Origin of the sequence: Blautia schinkii, from assembly GCF_013304825.1 — a bacterium.
GTDB classification, from domain to species: Bacteria; Bacillota; Clostridia; order Lachnospirales; family Lachnospiraceae; genus Blautia_A; species Blautia_A schinkii_B.
This window is the reverse complement of the sequence record NZ_JAAWUO010000024.1, coordinates 1-20,016: the sequence shown is the minus strand read 5'-3', so window position 1 is coordinate 20,016 and position 20,016 is coordinate 1. Positions and strand designations below refer to the sequence as shown.

Annotated in this window: 14 protein-coding genes; 12 read left to right on the top strand and 2 right to left on the bottom strand. The window is 40.0% G+C overall.

Annotation, left to right across the window (positions count from 1 at the left end):
* The first annotated feature begins 82 nt into the window (after positions 1 to 82).
* The 3 genes from HFM85_RS15055 (at position 83) to HFM85_RS15045 (ending at position 4,277) form a co-directional block, all read left to right on the top strand.
* On the top strand, positions 83 to 2,044 hold the full coding sequence (locus HFM85_RS15055) for an alpha-L-rhamnosidase-related protein (RefSeq protein WP_173739055.1): 1,962 nt from the start codon (positions 83 to 85) through the stop codon (positions 2,042 to 2,044).
* Positions 2,045 to 2,202: 158 nt separating this feature from the next.
* Positions 2,203 to 3,447 carry a galactokinase gene (locus tag HFM85_RS15050; protein ID WP_173739054.1) on the top strand — a complete coding sequence of 415 codons (1,245 nt, stop codon included), beginning with the start codon at positions 2,203 to 2,205 and terminating at the stop codon, positions 3,445 to 3,447.
* A 365-nt stretch (positions 3,448 to 3,812) separates the two neighbouring features.
* The gene (locus tag HFM85_RS15045; protein ID WP_173739053.1) at positions 3,813 to 4,277 is read left to right on the top strand and encodes a DUF1700 domain-containing protein; all 465 of its coding nucleotides are present in this window, start codon (positions 3,813 to 3,815) and stop codon (positions 4,275 to 4,277) included.
* 26 nt (positions 4,278 to 4,303) lie between these two features.
* On the opposite strand, the gene HFM85_RS16860 is transcribed toward HFM85_RS15045, so the two are convergent.
* Together HFM85_RS16860 and HFM85_RS15035 are read right to left on the bottom strand one after the other, a co-directional pair.
* Positions 4,304 to 4,672, bottom strand: a complete 369-nt coding sequence (locus tag HFM85_RS16860) for a hypothetical protein (RefSeq protein ID WP_330594931.1) — start codon at positions 4,670 to 4,672, stop codon at positions 4,304 to 4,306.
* 686 nt (positions 4,673 to 5,358) lie between these two features.
* Complete coding sequence (locus HFM85_RS15035; RefSeq protein ID WP_173739052.1) at positions 5,359 to 7,101, bottom strand: IS1634 family transposase; 1,743 nt, start codon at positions 7,099 to 7,101, stop codon at positions 5,359 to 5,361.
* A gap of 237 nt (positions 7,102 to 7,338) precedes the next feature.
* Here HFM85_RS15035 and HFM85_RS15030 point away from each other — a divergent pair, with 237 nt between their 5' ends.
* From HFM85_RS15030 to HFM85_RS14990, 9 genes are all read left to right on the top strand, one after another.
* On the top strand, positions 7,339 to 9,447 hold the full coding sequence (locus HFM85_RS15030; RefSeq protein WP_173739051.1) for an NAD(P)-dependent oxidoreductase: 2,109 nt from the start codon (positions 7,339 to 7,341) through the stop codon (positions 9,445 to 9,447).
* Between the two features lie 212 nt (positions 9,448 to 9,659).
* A complete protein-coding gene (locus HFM85_RS15025; RefSeq protein ID WP_243251478.1) occupies positions 9,660 to 10,337 on the top strand; it encodes a hypothetical protein in 678 nt (225 codons plus the stop codon).
* Positions 10,334 to 12,163, top strand: a complete 1,830-nt coding sequence (locus HFM85_RS15020) for a DUF2194 domain-containing protein (protein WP_173739066.1) — start codon at positions 10,334 to 10,336, stop codon at positions 12,161 to 12,163. Before HFM85_RS15025 ends, HFM85_RS15020 begins: the two co-directional genes overlap by 4 nt.
* A 5-nt stretch (positions 12,164 to 12,168) precedes the next feature.
* Positions 12,169 to 13,611, top strand: coding sequence for a GT4 family glycosyltransferase PelF (gene pelF / locus HFM85_RS15015; RefSeq protein ID WP_173739049.1), 1,443 nt, complete (start codon positions 12,169 to 12,171; stop codon positions 13,609 to 13,611).
* Positions 13,592 to 15,061 (top strand): exopolysaccharide Pel transporter PelG, encoded by a 1,470-nt coding sequence (gene pelG / locus HFM85_RS15010; RefSeq protein ID WP_173739048.1) that lies wholly within the window; start codon positions 13,592 to 13,594, stop codon positions 15,059 to 15,061. The genes pelF and pelG overlap by 20 nt, the downstream gene beginning before the upstream one ends.
* Positions 15,021 to 16,832 (top strand): CotH kinase family protein, encoded by a 1,812-nt coding sequence (locus HFM85_RS15005; RefSeq protein WP_173739047.1) that lies wholly within the window; start codon positions 15,021 to 15,023, stop codon positions 16,830 to 16,832. The genes pelG and HFM85_RS15005 overlap by 41 nt, the downstream gene beginning before the upstream one ends.
* Positions 16,819 to 17,571, top strand: coding sequence for a polyphosphate polymerase domain-containing protein (locus HFM85_RS15000; RefSeq protein WP_055199889.1), 753 nt, complete (start codon positions 16,819 to 16,821; stop codon positions 17,569 to 17,571). The genes HFM85_RS15005 and HFM85_RS15000 overlap by 14 nt, the downstream gene beginning before the upstream one ends.
* Positions 17,568 to 18,239 (top strand): DUF4956 domain-containing protein, encoded by a 672-nt coding sequence (locus HFM85_RS14995; protein WP_008707171.1) that lies wholly within the window; start codon positions 17,568 to 17,570, stop codon positions 18,237 to 18,239. The genes HFM85_RS15000 and HFM85_RS14995 overlap by 4 nt, the downstream gene beginning before the upstream one ends.
* Positions 18,232 to 19,596 (top strand): DUF4832 domain-containing protein, encoded by a 1,365-nt coding sequence (locus HFM85_RS14990; protein WP_243251474.1) that lies wholly within the window; start codon positions 18,232 to 18,234, stop codon positions 19,594 to 19,596. Before HFM85_RS14995 ends, HFM85_RS14990 begins: the two co-directional genes overlap by 8 nt.
* Positions 19,597 to 20,016 lie beyond the last annotated feature (420 nt).

The following is a 20,016-nucleotide window of genomic DNA, read 5'->3' as shown; positions in this document are numbered from 1 at the left end:
GGTAAAATAGGATAAGATAATTTGCGGTAAAGAAAAAAACAACAAAAAACAACATAAACAGTTATGATAAAGGAGAAAATATATGAATAAATCACATTGGATCTGGTATCCGGGAGATTTTGAAATTTATCATGGAATGCTGCAGAATTTCAGCAGGGAGGAGAGAGGCTTTATCTGGCCGGCATATTATCACCTGGATGACTGCAGAAAGCATGTACGTTTTACAAGAGAATATGATCTGAAAAAAGAGGAGACCGTTACAGTGTACGCAAACTGTCTCGGTTATTACCGTATAAATGACATAAAGAAGAGATTTGGGGAGCCGGTAGTATGCGGTCCCGGAAAACAGGAATTTGAGATCTACGCAGGAATGCCGGCAGGAGTTCCGTCTGTGCGTATCGAAGGCGAAACGATCACCTCAGACAGGGGATGGTTTGCAGATGATTTTGTCAGCAATCCGGTACCTGTAGGGTATAATGAGATCTACACAGCGAGGGAGCAGGACCCGTCCGTATGGGTATACGACGAAAAAGAATATCTGCCGTCTGAGATCTGTGAGGATGAAAGCGGTGTCCTGTTTGTATTTGAGACAGAGCTTACAGCTGTTCTGAAGGCAGAGTTTCCGAAAGGATTCCGTGAGATGACACTGTGTTACGGTGAGTCTGAGACTGAAGCCAGAGATACAGTAAACTGCTACTACAGCCAGACTTTACATGCGCCGGAAGATGAGATCATCCGGAGAGCGTTTCGCTATGTGTTTGTGCCGGGCGTACATAAAGATGAGATCAGTATTAAGGCGATCCATCAGTATGTGGACATCCCGGTTCGCGCATCTTTCTCTTCTTCAGATGCACTGATCAATAAGATCTGGGATGTGGCAGTGTGGACATTTCAGCTTTGCAGCGGGATCTTCTTTATTGACGGTGTGAAACGCGACCGCTGGATCTGGTCCGGAGATGCCTACCAGAGCTATTTTGTAAACCAGTATCTGATGTTTGATGAGGACATTAACCGCAGAACTCTCTGGGCTTTGGTTGGAAACAGCCCGATCCGCCAGCATATCAATACCATCGTGGATTATTCTATGTACTGGGTCATTGGAATCCTGAATCATTACCGCATGACGGGTGACGAAGAGTTTGTAAAGGCAATCTATCCGAGAATGACTGCAATGATGGATTTCTTGGGCGGTCAGCTGGATGAGAATGGCTTTATCGTAGGACGCGAAGGTGACTGGATCTTTGTTGACTGGGCTGATATGGACAAAGAAGGCGCAATCTGTGCAGAGCAGATGCTTCTTGCTATGTGCTATCAGACTATGACGCAGGCAGACGAGCTTGTTCTTGGTGACGGTTCCCAGTGTCAGGAGAAATATGAGACACTGACAGCTCAGATTGAGAAGTTTTACTGGAATGAAGAAAAGGGAGCATACATCGACAGCTTTTCATCAGGAAATAACAATGTGACACGCCATGCCAATATTTTTGCAATTCTCTTTGGTTTTGCAGATGATGCGCGCAAAGAACTTCTGATGAAAAATGTGATCGAGAATGATGAGATCCCGCAGATCACAACTCCGTACTTCAAGTTCTATGAGCTTGAGGCCATGTGCGCAATGGGACGTTTTGATGACGTGAAGAAGATGATGGAGAACTACTGGGGCGGCATGCTCGCACAGGGAGCTGTTACATTCTGGGAGGAGTTTGATCCGGAGAAGAATCCGGAGGAACAGTATGAGATGTACGGAGATCCTTTTGGAAAGAGCTTCTGCCATGCATGGGCTGCAAGCCCGATTTATCTTCTTGGTAGATATTTTGCAGGCATCCAGCTTACAGATACCGCATATAAGACCTTCACTGTAAAGCCTGAGACAGAGACTTTTGAGATCATGGACTGCACTTTCCCTGTAAAAGGCGGCCTGGTTCATGTACAGTGGGATGAGAAGACTCTGACAGTAGAGAGCAGCGTTTCCGGTGGAATTCTGATCTATGGTGGAAAAGAATATGCACTGGAGCCAGGAAAAATGGTTCAGACCACAAAATAATACTGTTTTTACGCAAAATCTTTATGGACATAGATAGTAAGGCTGTTATAATAAAGATACACTGATGTGACGGAAAAAGCAGCCGGTACGGCGGCGCGGACAAAGAGATCACCGGAGTGATGAACCCCGGAATATTGCGAAAACAGGAGGAAATTAAAATGGGAGCGATCAAAATTCCATCAGCGGACCTGCTGAAAAAAATTTACGGAGAGACAGAGGAGAGCAGTGCACGTTTTACAAGCCTGGCAGAGAACTTTGAAAAAAAGTATCATCATGACAACGCAGAATTCTTCACTGCACCGGGACGTACGGAGATCATCGGAAACCATGTTGACCATAACGGCGGACAGATCATTGCTGCAAGTATCGACCTTGATACTATTGGTGCTGCATGCCCTAACGGAACCAATGTGATCCATATGGTAAGTGAAGGATACAAACAGGAAGTTGTTGTAGAACTTGACAAGCTCAGCACAGAGAGATACACAAAGGGAACAGATGCACTTGTTGCAGGTATCATGGAATATATGCAGAAAAAAGGTTATGCAACAGGCGGTTTTGATGCTTATGTTTCCACTAAGGTTATTGCAGCAGCCGGCGTCAGCTCTTCCGCATCTTTTGAGATGCTTGTTTGTGCTATCACCAATCATTTCTTTAATGAGGGAAAACTGGAGTATGGTGAGTACGCAAGAGCAGGACAGTACGCAGAGAATGTATACTGGAAAAAAGCTTCCGGCCTGATGGATCAGATGGCATGTGCAGCCGGCGGCCCGATCCTTCTTGACTTCTCAGACAAAGAGAATATCAGCTGTGAGAAGATCGCTTTTTCCTTCGAGGATATGGGCTACAGACTTGTGATCGTAAATACAGGTAAAGGTCATGCAGACCTCAGCGAGGAATATTCTTCCATTCCTATGGAGATGCGTGAAGCGGCAAATGCTATGGGTGTAGACCTTCTCTGCGAGTCCACCATGGAGAATCTTCTTGCTCATGTTAAGGATATCCCGAATGACCGTGCTGTTCTCCGTGCTATGCACTTCTATGAAGAAAACAGACGTGTTGCAGATGCTGTAAAAGCTGTTGAGAACAAAGATGGAGAGGGATTCTTACGTCTTCTCGAGGAATCTGGAAATTCTTCCTGGGAGTGGCTGCAGAACTGCTATTCTCTCCAGAACTGCAAGGAGCAGAAGATCACATTAAGCCTTGCACTTACAAAACTTTTCCTGAATAAGATCGGTGCAGGCATCTGCAGAGTCCACGGCGGCGGTTTTGCCGGTGTTATCATGTGCGTACTGCCGATCAAAGACACAGACGCTTATGTGGATTATATGGCTGAATATGTTGGACGTGAGAATGTTTATCCAATGAATATCCGCAGCACAGGAGCTGTACATATCGGATAATACGGATCATCAGATAAAACATGTCATATGGGTTGGGTAATGCATCGATACATATCAGATGATCAGAACACAGATAAACAGGTATAATAGATAAATTTCTACGTTAAAAAGGCGGCCGGAACATGGAATGATAGCTTTTGCATTTGCATCAGGCAATCCATGAAGGGCCGCTTTTTCTGACGGATGCTTCCGATTTTTTAATCAAAATTTTATGGTTTGTTTCTGAATGGATATAGCAGAGTATGGTATAATGAGGAAAAATTATGATCATATATATACATGAAGATTGAAGAAGCTGTATGTAACGGCCTGATTTGTGTATATCACGATATTATACTTTGTAAAGAGAGGTTAAACGGATAAATATGAGCAGAAGAGAATTTCTGGAGATTTTGAGAGGGCAGTTGTCCGGGCAGATGGCACAGGGAAAGGCTGCGGCGCATGTACGGTATTATGAAGATTATATTCAGTCTCAGGTCCGCAGCGGACGAAGTGAGACAGATGTGCTTGCAGAACTTGGTGATCCAAGACTGATCGCAAGAACTCTTATTGATACAGATGATGGAACAGAAGTTTATGATGAATCAGGGTATGCAGAGGAGAGCTACGGCTCTGATGACTATGCAGAAAACAGTACCGGAAATACAACCAGTAGGACTAAAAGCTACAGACTGGATCTTGGCACATGGTACGGAAAAGCAATTGTGATCGCCATTGCAGTGATAATTGTGATACTTTTGGCAACCGTTTTGGTAGCAGTTGCTCCTTTTGTGATAACTTTTTGTATAGTTTTGTATCTGATATCATGGTTTAAGAAAAGAAGAGCATAATTGTCTTATAATATTATAATACCACTTTACAACTTTATAAAATAATGCTCCTGCTTAACAATCGCCCGCTTTAAGGCATTTATTACTGAGGATGATTTTATTCGGATTTCGATGTTTTTCACGAAAGTGGCAAAAAATACCTGCTGGCGTATACCCTCGCTTAATGCAAAACGGAAATCCTGCACGCTTTTATCTCGGAAATCAGAAAAGCTTTCATCTTGATATGGCAATAACTTCATCGCACAATAAGCAACATTGATCAGATTGATCATCATCTCAATGCCCTTGCAGCTCCGTACCATGTAGCTGCATAGCGACCAGAAAGTTTTCTGTTCATAGTAGCTGATTTCAATATTCCAGCGAAACGAATAAAGAAATAGCGGAATATATTTCATCCGGTCACTTCCGGTTTGATTTAAAGGTGAAGATTCCTGCCATGCACAGAAAATCTGCAGTTCTTCGGGCGATATCGTGCTAAAAAACAGGCGTTTGGTTCCTACGGTTCTGGCTGTTGATGTAACATAAGCAAGAACCTCGCGTGTTCCAAAAAGATTTGTCAGGACACGGCGAACACCGGTATAATAATCGCCAGCCTTTTCATCAGAGAGAGTAAAATCATCTTCTATTGAAAGACGCCTTCCGTGTTTTGCTGGTCTGCCCCTGTGACCTGTAGGAGCCGGGGCAAAGTCATAAATGACAGAGTCGGATCTTGCGTTTCCAATCAGATCAAGGTTTTCATATTCTTCAATGATAGAAACCAGATTCTATAGGAACACGCATAATAAAAGGCATTCAGCGACTTTGTCGTAATACCGGATAAAAAGTGTCGGTACAAAAAACGTATGGAATGAGCCGACTCCAAAGCCAGTATTGAGAGTATCAACAGAAACAGCATTTCAGCACTTGGGGCTGAAAAAGTTTCAAAATATGCTGAAAAATATTTATGAAGTCTACCAATCAATGTCTTTTCGTTGTATAATCCCATCTTTGACAGTTGTAAGGTGACAAAACGGCTACAAACCCAGTAAATATGGGTATTGTGGCCGTTTTTCTTTTTGCATCGATATGTACTATATTATTCTTACTTTGATTTTATCTGTTTTGTATTCTTGATGAGGGTTCGCATATCTGCTTTAGTAATGAATTCATGATCCGTTCTAAAATCAAATATTTTATGCAAGGCATCGGTTAGTTCAGTTCTTGTATAAGAGGGTATATATCCGCTCGCTGTGTTCAGCAGAGTCATTTGCATAGAGCGTAATGTTTCCAATATCTGGTCTGCTGTATAAAGATTCCCAAGTTTCTTTTCCAGTAGACGGTAGAGTAGAAGGCTGATATAACAAGTCATGAAATGGGCTTTTATCCGATCTTCTCTTCTGACATATATTGGTCTTGCTTCGAATTCTGTTTTCATGATCCGGAAGTTTTCTTCGATTTCCCAGCGTTGTTTATTGATCTTTATGATCTCTGAAACATCACCTTCCAGGTTTGTGATAACTGCATAAAACCCATCATACATTTCTTCTTTCTGGATCTGTTCTTTATCAAGATCGTAAACTTGTTTTTCAGCAATCTCACCAGCAGTAGTAACGGAAGTCTTTTTTACGAAACGCATAGGATCGTTTTGGTTCTTCCCTTTTCTTTTGCGCCCAGGTGTTGTGATTATCCGTTCAGCCCGTTCAATTTGTCGGGCGCGGATCTTTCTCTGGTAGGCTTTGTACTTAGGAGAATAAGTGACAATTAAAGTCTCATCCATGTCACCTGTAACAACAGGTATTTCCTTGTAGTAGATCGTGTTATAGACTTCTTCATCCGATTCGTCCAGCGTGCGGATGTCTATAAATCTATCCGCTCCGATCCTGCGGAACTGAGTCGGGTTCAGAGCAATCTCACGATCCTCTTTTTTCATTTTTTTCAAAGAATGTGCGATGATATAAGCGCGGTTTCTTAAGGGATTGAATCTTCGGTTGGCTGTACTTCCAAGTCCCGAATCCGAACAATAAATGAATTCGCTGCAATTAAAATCCTGAAGGATTTTAGACTCCAATGGTTTCAAAGTCGTCTGTTCGTTCTGGTTACCCGGAAAGATGTCGAAGGCAAGAGGAAGGCCATCTGCATCCATAAACAATCCCATAGTTACGATTGGATTAGGACGGTTTTCTTTACTTTTTCCATAGCATCGGAGATTATCTTCTTCTTCGATTTCAAAGTAATAATTCGTGCAGTCATAATAAAGGACACGATCGTTTCTTGGATAGAGAAAATTTGTATTTTTATAAAGTTCACTCTGTATAAAATCAGATTCCCCTGCGATCACGGAAAGAGAACGATATACGTCCTGGAGACTGTATTTAGGCGGTTCCAATAGAGACTGACAGTACTCATAGCTGGCCAGCTTGCTGGCTGGGGAAAGAATCCTTGCATAAACGAGATCTGTGAGTATCGCATTCAGATTATATTTAAATTTATGTCTGCTTTTGATTGTCAGACAGACTTTGTCTAAACGGAGCTGAGTGCACAGTTCCTGAAGAAACAGATATCCAACATTGAAAGAACGACGCTCATTCATAGGGATAGTTGCAGCTTTGGAGAACTCTACAGACACTTTTCCGGTATGCTGCTTATAAAGTTCTGTTTCTTTTGCTGCCTGTTCCTTTGCCCACACCATCAACCTGTCTTCATCTCCATCAAACTGTTCCAGAAGGAGATTGTACTTCCCGAGTTTTTTATAAATACATGAAGAGGCTTTTCCGTTTTCTTTGCGGAAGGAACGATAAATATATACATCTTTATTATTTTTACTGCCTGTGATTGCGATATACATGATAAATAAATCCTTTTTTCTTCCATTATACCACACTATTACAAACAAGTACATACAAAAACATGAAATTTGACATAAAGAATGCAGGTTTTATAAGGCCTGCAGGGTGATTTTTAATTATTCAACTGTCAAACTCCCGAGTCCTGTACGATTATTTTTTATGAAAAAGTTGTAAAGTGGTGATATTGAAAAGAAAAAATAACTTTGTTATACTTTACTTTATTGAGGTGAATAAGTATGGAAGTATTGTTGGCAGGAAATACAGGATATGTAACAGAAACTTTTATAGAAGAATCATTTCCTGAGTGTGATGTAGTTGTGCTGGGAAATGAGATGCTGAAATCAAATCGAAAAAAGAATATATTATCTCATCCGTTCATAAAAGATGAGAAAGAACTGAAAGAGATTTTCGAAACATATGAGTTTGAAAGAATTGTTTATTTTTCAAATTATCTGACCATGCATGGAAGGATGATTGGAGAACTGGAACAACTGAGACAGATACTTCAGTTATGCAAAAAGAATAAGGAAATAAGAATGTTGTATCTGACCGGCCAGGAGAGCATTTATAATATTACAAGTGGAAAAACACTTCTGGTATCCGCAGCAGAAAATGTAGTTATGGAATATGGAAATATGTATCAGATAAACACCAAGATTCTGAGAATTCCTCATTTATATTCAGCGGTATACACACAGGATTTTTTTTATAAGCTATTTACAGCGGCAGAACAAAGCGGAAAAATTGTTTTTGAGGAATCGCCGGAACAAAATATTTATTTCCTATGTATGGATGATCTGGCAGAACTGCTTTATAAAGTATATGATAATTGGGGAAAAGAATGCTGTCTAAATGTTCCAGATTGTTTCGGGCAGAGTTTCAGTGATCTGGAAAAAGAAATCAGAAAAACAATTCCCGGTAGGCTGGATGTAAGCTACCAGAACAGCGGCCAGATTTATAAGGTACAGCCGGATGATCAGATCATAAGATATGAATATGGGTGGTTTCCAAAGATATCTGTTTTTGAAGATATTCCCGGGATGTATCAGGAGTATAAAAAATTATCAGATTCAGATTCCGGACATTTTGCAAATATCAGGAATTGGATATCGAAAAATACTTTGCTGGTTCATATTCTGGAATTGCTTTCAGGATTTATTTTATTTGAATTTTTAAACAGATATACAGGAACTTATGCCCAGTTTAAAATGATTGACCTGAGACTTGTATTTATTGTATTCATGGGAAGTCTTTATGGAATTAATTATGGAATATCAGCAGCTGTGTTGGAAACCTGTTCTTTGATTGCAGCATACAGGCAGGAGAATGTAAACATATATACTTTGTTTTATGAGGCTTCTAACTGGATTCCATTTATTTTTTATTTTGCCGCAGGTGCTGTCTGTGGTTATATAAGGCTGAAGAATAAAGAGGATATAGAATTTGTAACAAAAGAAAACAGACTGATCAAGGAAAAATTTTTCTTTATGCAGGAAATGTATCAGGAGACGCTTCAGGATAAAAGACAATATAAGAAGCAGATTCTCGGAAGCAGGGACAGCTTTGGAAAAATTTTTGATATAACAAGAAAGCTGGATGTGATACAGCCACAGAAACTGTTTATGGAAACCATAAGGGTAATGGAAGATATTCTGGAAAATCATACAATTGTACTTTATTCACTGGATTCATGGAAACGTTTTGGAAGGATGGAAATGTCATCACCTGAAATTCGCAGAAAAATGCCAAATTCTATAAGGGTTGAAGAGTATCAGAATGCGATAGAAACGCTGGAAAAGGGTGAGGTCTGGAGGAACAGGGAACTGCTTGCCGGATATCCGGCATATATTGCAGGGATAAAGAGAAATGGAGAACTTGTAATGCTGGTATTTATTCAGGATGCAGCCAGTAATCAGATGACATTGTATTATCTGAATCTTATCAAAATTTTATGTGGTCTGGTAGAAGTCTCTCTGCTGCGTGCACTGGAATATCAGGAAGCAGTCAAAGACAGGGAATATGTGGAAGGAACTCATATATTAAAAACAGAGTATTTTATGGAAAGACTGAAATTATTTCATTCCATAAAAGAGCAGAAAATAGGATCATATGCTCTGTTGCAGATTGAAAATCCGGAAATGACACTGGAGGAAACAGACAGGATATTAAGAAATAAAATCAGAGAGAATGACATACTGGGAATAGCGGAGGATGGACAACTTTATCTGATCCTGTCGCAGGTGGATGATGCCACGTTACCGATAGTAATTGAAAGGATTGAAAAAAACGGATTTCATTGCAGAGTGATTGACACCCGTAACGAAAGCAGGGTAGACGAAGAATGATACAGAGTATAACAGGGGTTGTCTTTATTATATTTCATATTATCTGTTGTGTTCTGGTATGGACAGGAATAAACTCCCATTTACTGAAGGTGAAGAGGTATCTCATATTACCTGTGATCTTTGTACCGGTATGGGGAACGATCTGTGTATTGCTTCTGCATTTCCAGATATTTTTTCACCAGGATAAAAAGCGTGAAATCGGAATAGAAAAAATGAAGATTAATGAAGAAATTTACAGGAGCATTATAGCACCGAAAGAAGAAAGTGACAGAAATATTGTGCCACTGGAGGAAGCGCTTCTTATTGATGAAGCCGCTATGAGGCGTGATCTGATTATGAATGTATTGAATGATGATCCGGAGAATTACATAGATATGCTTAAACAGGCAAGGATGAATGACGATGTAGAGGTTGTGCATTATGCAATCACAGGAATGGTAGAGCTGTCTAAGGAATATGAAAGCAGACTGCAGAAGATAGAATACAGATATGCAAAAGAACAGGAAAATCAACAGCTTATTTCAGAGTACTGTGATTTCCTTCAGGAGTATTTATCTCAGGGACTTCTGGAAGGACAGATGGAACTGGTGCAAAGAAATCAATATATAAAACTCCTGAAGAAAAAACTGAAATTTAAAGAGGATCTTCATACATATGTATGTCTGATTGAGAATCAAATGCAGATGAAGGAGTATGAACAGGTTCTTAAAAGTCTGGAAAGAATGGATAAGAAGTGGCACAGAAATGAAGAATACTGGATACTCAGAATCAGATATTACGTAGAACTGAAACAGGGAAAAGAATTAAAGGAAACATTAGAGCAGATTCAGCAGGAGCATATTTATCTGTCGGCGAAAGGAAAGGAGGCATTGGCTTTTTGGCAGGAATGATAAAATATTTACAGTCTTTTCGATTTAAGGGTATGACTGTTATTCTGGGAGTTTTTCTGGCAATCAGTGTGGTGCTTTGGACAGAGCGTTCAGGAATTCAGTATCAGGCAGATATCAAGAAGAATGCATATCTGGACAGGGATACTGTTGTAACCGAAAAACAGGCAGTCAAAAATATTGAGAGCAGTTGTCTGGTGCTGATGGACAGCAGTCAGGCAGACAGTGTGGAGGCATGGGAACAGTTTGAAAGAATTTTCATGGATATGAAAACAGGAGTAGATCTGGCAGATATCAGACAGAGTGAGATTCCTGATTTCTCAGGCTATGAAACAATAGTGGTGCTGATGTCGGATCTGAACCCATTGAAGGATGTAGTTATAAAGATTGGAAACTGGGTAGAAAAAGGAGGACGTGTTCTTTTTGCATTAACACTTCAGAAGGATATATATGTTTCGATCATTGAGCAGAAATTGGGAATTACAGACTCTGATTATGGAAATGTTCTGGTAGATAAAATCTATATTGATGATGATTTCATGATCGGAGGGGGAAGATCTTACCAGATTCCGGACGCATATGATTCAGCATGGGAAGTAAGTGTTGGAGAAACGGCGAAGGTTTATGCATGGACAGATGATGAAAATAAGGTTCCGCTTATCTGGGAAAACAGTTATGGAAAAGGTAAGTTTGTAGTTGACAATTTTGGATTATGTGAAAAAGCCACAAGAGGATTCTTTGCGGCATCCTATAGTCTGCTGACAGATGTGATGGTTTACCCGGTGCTTAATGGATCTGTATTCTATCTGGATGATTTTCCATCTCCTGTGCCGAGTGGAGACGGAACATATATCAAACGTGATTATGGTCTCAGCATCAAAGCGTTTTATACAAATATCTGGTGGCCGGATATGCTGGATCTGGCAGAGGAACACGGCGTGAAATATACAGGTGTTATTATTGATAATTATGAAGATGATGTGTCCGGAGATGTTGTGGAACAGGAAGATGTGCAGAGATTTCAGTATTTTGGGAATATGCTGCTTCATCAGGGAGGAGAACTGGGATATCATGGATATAATCATCAGCCATTGAGCCTGTCAAATGTGGATTATGCAAATATCCTTCCATACAAAACATGGGAGAGTTATGATGCAATGAAAAAAGCCATGACAGAGCTGATACGGTTTGGAAAAGAGATGTTTCCGGGGACAGAGTTGTCTGTTTATGTACCGCCGTCTAATGTACTGTCAGATGAAGGGCGGGAAATGATCGTAAAAGAATTTCCGGAGATACGTACAATTGCAAGTAATTATTTTGTCGGAGATATGGCATATACACAGGAGTTTGAAGTTGCAGAAGATGGAATTGTGGAACAGCCCCGTATTATTTCAGGTGCTGTGATTGATGATTATATGGAACTTGCGGCTGTATCTGAACTGAATATGCATTTTGTCAATACACATTTTATGCATCCGGATGATCTGCTGGATGAAGACAGAGGTGCCAGACTGGGATGGGAGAAACTGAAAAAACGGCTGGATGAATATATGGACTGGCTGTATACTTCAGCTCCATGTCTGAGAAATCTTACTGCTTCCGAACTATCAGGCGCAATACAGCGGTATGGGGCACTGGTGATCGATAAGGATGTATCAGATCAGGAACTTAATCTTAAATTAGATAATTTTTATGATGAAGCTTATATTATGATAAGAATGAATGAAGGGACTCCGGGTAATATAGAAGGTGGAGAACTGACGCATATTACCGGAAATCTCTATCTGCTTCGGGCAAAAGAGAAATCAGTGAAAATAGAAATAAGGTGAGAGAATTGAGAATCTGTCTGGTTTTGGAAGGCTGTTATCCGTATGTGCATGGTGGAGTTTCTACATGGATGCATCAGTATATCACTGTTATGAAAGAGCATGAGTTTGTACTGTGGGTGATAGGAGCACATGCATGTGACCGTGGAAAATTTGTCTATGAATTGCCGGATAATGTGGTGGAAGTCCATGAGGTATTTCTGGATGATGCATTAAAACTGAAGGAACATGGAAACCCAAATGGACAGCGGTACAGAATCAATCATTTTTCGGAAGAAGAAACAAAGAGTTTAAGAGAATTGATGGAATGCAGTCATCCTGACTGGGAAGTATTGTTCCATTTATATCACGACCGGAAAATGAATCCGATGTCATTTCTGAAAAGTGAGCAGTTTTTAAATATATTAACAGCGAGCTGTCTGGAAAAATATCCGTATATTGCATTTGCGGATGCGTTTCATACAATGCGTTCCATGCTGCTTCCGGTTTTATATCTTCTGGGTTCTGAGGTTCCTCAGGCAGATACCTATCATGCCATTTCAACAGGATACGGGGGACTTCTTGCCTGCCTTGGAGGATATGTTTACAGGAGACCGGTATTACTTACAGAGCATGGAATATATACAAGAGAAAGAGAGGAAGAGATCATCAGGGCAAAATGGGTAATCCCATCATTTAAAAAGCAGTGGATTTCTTTCTTTTATATGTTATCAGAAGCAATTTATAAAAGGGCTTTTCGGGTAACCAGTTTATTTACGAATGCGATGCTTACGCAAATACAGATTGGCTGTGATGCAGAGAAATGCAGAGTAATCGAAAATGGTATTGATTATGACAGGTTGTCACAGATCCCTCTGAAAGAGGAAGATGGATGGGTAGATATAGGTGCGGTAGTCCGTCTCGCACCCATCAAAGATATAAAGACTATGATATATGCATTTTATGAACTTTCATCCAGAATGGAGAATGTGAGACTTCATATTCTGGGAGGGGTAGATGACGAGGAATATGCAGATGAGTGTTATGCTCTGGTGAAGCAGCTGGATATCAGGAACCTTGTCTTTACCGGAAGGGTAGATATTGTACAGTATATGAGAAAACTGGATTTTACGATCCTTACCAGTATATCAGAAGGACAACCCTTATCAGTGCTGGAGTCATTTGCAGCCAGACGCCCATGTGTAACGACTGATGTAGGGTGCTGCCGGGAACTTCTGAATGGAAAAGAAGGAGATAATTTTGGATGTGCCGGTTATTGTGTTCCGCCCATGTACAGGGATGGACTTGCTGCCGCTATGGAAAAAATGTGTGAATCCAGGAGAAGGCGGATCAGGATGGGAAAAAGCGGACAGGCAAGAACTAAGGCATATTACAGGCATGAGCGCATGATCAGTGAATATAGAAAACTTTACAGGGAGGTAGAGGAAGCATATGGCAGGGATTGGATTTGAACTCAAAAAACTGTTCAGCAGAAGAGGGCTGTTTGCTTCTTTCCGCGCCTATGGATATGCAGGGATTATCTGTACCGGTCCCATGCTGCTTGGTATCGTACTTCTGCTGGGGGTTATGTTTTTGTGTGACAGGACAGGCGCTTCGAAACAGAGCAGAGAATTACTGGTCTGCATGATCACATATACACTTCTTGCATCATTGACGGTAACCAGTTTCTTATCAATGGTAGTAACAAGATTTATTGCAGATATGCTTTATGAAGAAAAAAATGAGGCTGTTCTGTCATCTTTCTGGGGTTCGACAGGCTTAATGCTCATTGCAGGAGGAATTTTATATGGGATTTTTCTGATATTTTCCGGAGTTGGGCTTATAGATAAGTTTTTATGTTTTGGGCTGTTTGGAGAACTGATCGTTACATGGAATGCAATGAGTTATCTTACTGCAATTAAAGATTACAGAGGAATTATGTTATCCTTTCTTGCTGCAATCGCTGTTACTTTTCTCTCGGGAGCCTTATTGCTGTTTCTGGGAATTTCTCATGTGGAGGCATTGATGGCTGCGGTATGCATTGGATATGGGATCATGCTTTTATGGGATGCTGTTTTGCTGTATGAGTATTTTCCGCAAAGTGATATCAGTGCATTCTTATTTTTAAGATGGGCAGATGAGTTTCTGCCTCTGGCATTTACAGGACTCTGCATTAATATCGGGCTGTTTGCCCATCTTGTGATCATGTGGGCCGGACCGCTGGGGAAACAGGTAAAAGGGCTTTTTTATGGGGCACCGTCTCATGACGTACCGGCATTGATTGCATTTCTGACAATTCTGATTACCACTGTAAATTTTGTGGTTTCTGTAGAAGTTAATTTTTATCCGAAATACAGGAACTATTACAGTTTATTTAATGATGGGGGAACCATTAAGGATATTATGCAGGCTGGTACAGAAATGCTGGATGTACTGAACAGAGAATTGAAATATACCGCTTTGAAGCAGTTACTGACTACTGCACTGGCGATTTCAGTGGGTGAGAGTCTTTTGAAGTACCTTCCTTTGGGATTTAATGATCTGATGTATGGATATTTCCGGACACTTTGTGTTGGGTACGGCATTTATGCAGTTGCAAATACGATGCTTCTGCTTCTTTTATATTTTACAGATTACAGGGGAGCATTGGCTGCTTCTGTAATTTTTGCCGTGGGAACTTCTGTGTTTACTGTGATTTCATTGTTTTGTCCGCAGGTATATTATGGCTTTGGGTTTCTGGCAGGATGTGTACTGTTTTATTTTATAGTTATGATCCGTCTGGAACGTTATACCAGACGTCTGTCATATTATATTCTCAGCATACAGCCGGTGGTAGCAGAAGACAAATCGGGGGTATTTACCAGAATCGGATGTTTTATGGATGAGAAACTGGAAAGGAGAACGAACGTTGACAGGAATTAAAAAAATAAATCTGATAAGTGCAGTATTAGTCAGCCTTTCTCTCTGTGGAGGCTGCACTCTGGAAAAAGCGGGAAACTCTTCGCAGGATCAGGCAGTACAGGAAGATAACGAAACAGAACAGGTAAAGACAGAAAAAGCAGAAATCAATGAGATGCATTTAAGAGATAAGGATTCTTTGTATGAAAATGATGATGATACCAGTGTTGTTACCATGTATCTTACTGTATCTAAGGGAAATTCATCCGAAAATACATATCATACATGGAAGGAAATCAATAGCTATTCTGTTTATGACTACGAAGATATGGGAGTGGAGAGATATCAGGTGGCAGGACTTTTACAGGTGGGAGATGAGAATGGACCGATAGAAGGGGAAGTCGGATATGGAGAAAGCGTGCCTAATGCAACTGTTCAGATCAGAGGCCAGACATCCAGCCAGAATGCACAAAAAAATTATAAAATTGAGTTAAAAAAGAATAAAGGAACGTGGAGAGGACAGAGAACCATTAACCTGAATAAACATATGACAGAAGGAATGCGCTTTCGAAATAAGCTGGCATATGATCTGATCAGGGGAATTCCTCAGATGGTTGGTTTACGTACACAGTTTGTGCATTTGTATGTAAAGGATAATACAGAAGAATCAGGTGGAAAATTTGAGGATTATGGAATTTATACACAGGTTGAACAACTGAATAAGACAGCATTAAAGAGTCATGGACTGGATTCAAACGGACAATTGTATAAGATTAATTCTTTTGAATTCTATCGTTACGAAGATATTATAAAAAAAGAAGATGATGCAGGATATGATAAAACAGCCTTTGAAAAAATGCTGGAAATAAAAGGGGATTCAGATCATACCAAATTGATCGATATGCTGACAGATCTGAATGATTACTCTATAGGGATTGAAGATGTACTGAAAGAGCATTTTGATGAAGAAAATATTGTTTACTGGATGGCATTTCAGATTCTGATGGGAAACGTAGACACACAGAACAGAAATGTTTATTTATACAGTCCTCTGAATTCAGATATCTGGTACTTTATTGCCTGGGATAACGATGGCTGTCTGATGAGATCGGAATATGAATTAAAGAATTTTTCGGATCAGGGCAGCTGGGAAAAGGGAATCAGTAATTACTGGGGAAATGTTCTGTTTCAAAGGTGTCTGAAGTCACGGTCTTTCCGGGGAAAATTAAATGATGCCATTCTGGATCTGAGGGAATATCTGAACAAAGATATGCTCACATCAAAGATAGAGAGCTATAAGAACATACTGAAGCCCTATTTATATTCGATGCCTGATGCAGAGTATGAACCGCTTACATCTGAACAATACGATCAGATTGCAGCATCACTTCCTGATGAGATAGAGAAGAACTATCAGTTATATCTGGAAAGCCTGGAAACACCAATGCCATTTTATATAGGTGTTCCGACAATACACGGTAATAAGCTGAAATTTAACTGGGATGTATCTTATGATCTGGACGCAGAGGACATTACGTATTCTGTAGAGGTTGCGCGAGATTATCTGTTTCAGGATGTAATCTATCAGAACACAACCCTGACTGTTCCGGAAGCTGAGATGGACCTTCCGGAAGCAGGACAGTACTTTGTGAGAGTAAGAGCAACAAATACATCTGGAAAAACGCAGGATGCATTTGATTATTATGTAACAGATGAAGGAAAACATTATGGTATGAAGTGCTTTTACATAACAGAAGATAGTACGGTAGAGGAAGACAATTATGAAGAAGGCTGACAGGAAGAAAGAACATTTTCGTAATGAATGGAAATATCTTATCAGTACCAGTGAGAAAGAAGTCCTGAATCTTCGGATGAAGCCACTTATGAAACTGGATCCTCATGCAGAAAATGGAGGATATCTGATACGGAGCCTGTATTTTGATGATTACTGGAACAGTGCATATGAAGAAAAGGAAAGCGGCGTTCTTATGAGGAAGAAATACAGGATACGAATTTATAATTATAGTGCTGAAAGTATCAAGCTGGAGAGAAAAAAGAAGTTCGGCAGTTATATTTATAAAGAAGATGCTCCGCTGACAAAAGATGAGGTGCAAAAAATTCTTTCCGGCGAGTATGAATTTCTTCTGAAAAGTCCGTATAATCTTTGCAGGGAATTTTACACAGAATGTATGAGTAATATGATGCGGCCGAGAACAATCGTAGATTATGAGAGAGAACCATGGATTATGGATGAGGGAACAGTCAGGATCACATTTGATACAGATGTCAGAGCTGCTGTTGGAAGCTATGATATTTTCGACAGTACGCTTCCGGCTTTATCTGTACTGGAACCGGGAAAACTGATCATGGAAGTGAAATTTACAGAGCTGCTGCCTCAGATTCTGAGAAATCTTCTGCCGCCGCAGGCAGAAGAATTTACAGCAGTTTCTAAATATGTACTGTGTTATGAAAAAACGCGGTACATGAATGGATTTGAGTATTGGTATGATACACAGGGGAGGATGATAAGATGAGTGTACAGGATATGATAAAAAAATCCGTACTGGAATCAGGAATGTTCAGTCAGTATGATATACCTAAGATATTGGCTGCTCTGGCAGTGGCTTTGATTTTGGGAAGTGTGATTTATCTGGTTTATCAGAAATTTTATGTTGGAGTTATTTTCTCCAGAAGTTTTGCAGTTACACTTGTGGGAATGACAGTGCTTACCTGTATGGTAACACTTGCAATCAGCAGCAATATTGTGATTTCTCTTGGTATGGTTGGTGCATTGTCTATTGTACGTTTTCGTACAGCAATTAAAGATCCGATGGATCTTCTGTATCTGTTCTGGGCAATCACATCGGGGATTACGGCCGGCGCAGGTATGTATGCATTAACTCTGTTGACAGCTGTGATTATCATTCTGATGATCACCCTGTTTTATCACAAACAACAAAATGGCAGAATTTATATTGCAGTGATTCATTATCAGGGAACTCAGGCGGGAGATGAAATTATCCGCTGTTTTGGAAAAAGAAAATATTTTGTAAAATCAAAAACTATGCGCAATGAAAAAACAGAAATGGCAGTTGAAATATATTGCAGACAGAATGATATGGAGTTCATGGAAAAAATCCGGGATATCGGTGGAGTGGAAGATGTTACATTGATTCAGTATAATGGAGAATATCATGGCTAAATGTCAGAAACGATATCTGGTTCTGGTGGGTTTTGGACTTTTAGTTATTATAGCAGCAGGAGTATGGATGGTATTTGGAAGAAAAACTCAGATATATGAAAAAACAGAAGAAGTTTTTGGAAATCCATTAATGGGATATGCACCTTGTGCCTGGGAAGAAACAGTAGGAGACGATATATCTTTACTGTATATGGATATTACCTGGGCTGAACTGGAACCGGAGGAAGGAAAATATGACTGGGAGAAAATCGAAAGAGAAAATCAGACTGACAGATGGAGAGAAGAAGGGAAACACCTGGTATTGAGGTTTGTGTGTGACATTCCCGGGGAGGAAGAGCATATGGACATTCCACAATGGCTATATGACAAAACTGATCATGCGGGAACCTGGTATGATATGGAGTATGGAAAGGGATATGCTCCTGATTATAATAATGAACAGATGATACAATATCACAAAAGGGCAGTTAATGCACTTGGAGAGCATTTTGGCAGAGATGGACTGGTCAGTTATATCGAACTTGGAAGTCTGGGGCACTGGGGAGAATGGCATGTAAATATTTCCGCAGGAATACAGAGTCTGCCGGAAGAATCTGTAAGAGAACGTTATATGATTCCATGGACAGAGGCATTCCCTGATTCCATGATACTGATGAGAAGACCTTTTAGTGAGGGAGAACATTATGGAACAGGTCTCTACAACGATATGACCGGACAGCCGGAGAGCACAGAGGAATGGTTTCGCTGGATCAATGAAGGCGGTGAGTTTGACCAGACTCATGAGAAAAAAGGGTTATCCGCAATGAAAGATTTCTGGAAAAAGTTTCCTTCCGGAGGTGAATTTACAAGTTCAATTACAATGAAAGAGTTGCTTGACACAAATCTGGATCAGACAATAAATCTGATAAAGAAAGCACATACTACTTTTCTTGGACCGAAAGTAGCGGATAAAACTTATGAAAACGGTTATAGGAAAGTTTTAGGAAGCATGGGATATCGTTTGTGGATTTCGGAAGCAAGTCTTATTCAGATGCCGGGTTATGTCAGCCTGAATCTTAAATGGAAGAATGATGGAGTTGCACCATTTTATGAAGACTGGCCTGTATGGGTTCTGGTAGAAGACGAGGATGGAAATAGTCTTGAAAAAGAAGCGGTTGACATTTCGTTAAAATCACTTCTGCCGGAAGAAACTTTACAGACAAAAACAAGAATGCAGGTAAAAAAGCTGATCTCACTGGCCGGAAAGAAATATAAGATCAGTATAGGTATTGAAGATCCGATGACTGGGAAATTAGCTGTTCGGCTTTCAATGAAGGGAACTTATAACGAAGGGAAAAATTATCTTTTTAAGAAATAATACAGTATTTTTCAATTTTTTATCTGTAATGAAAACATTACTATATTTTAAAAATCGTATCCAAACTGCCGTAAAGCCGATAAACATTGGACTTACAGCAGTTTTTTATTTTCTCAACTGTCAAAGATGGGATTATAATATAAATATGAAAAAATGAATAATGGCACTGTGAGATTGTGAAAAAAATATTTATTGAAATTGCCATATAAAATATTAAAATACACTTGAAATATAGTAAATTTTACAGTATAATGCTTATTAACAAGTTGAAAATGTGTCTGAAATATATAAAAACAGACAGTGCCATTGAGAAGAGAGAACGGCAGAAGGAATACATCGAAAGATGTGTTGTTTCTGTCGCTTTTTTGTGTGACAGTAAAAATAAACCCCCTGCTATGCAGGGGGAGGGAAGATCTTTAG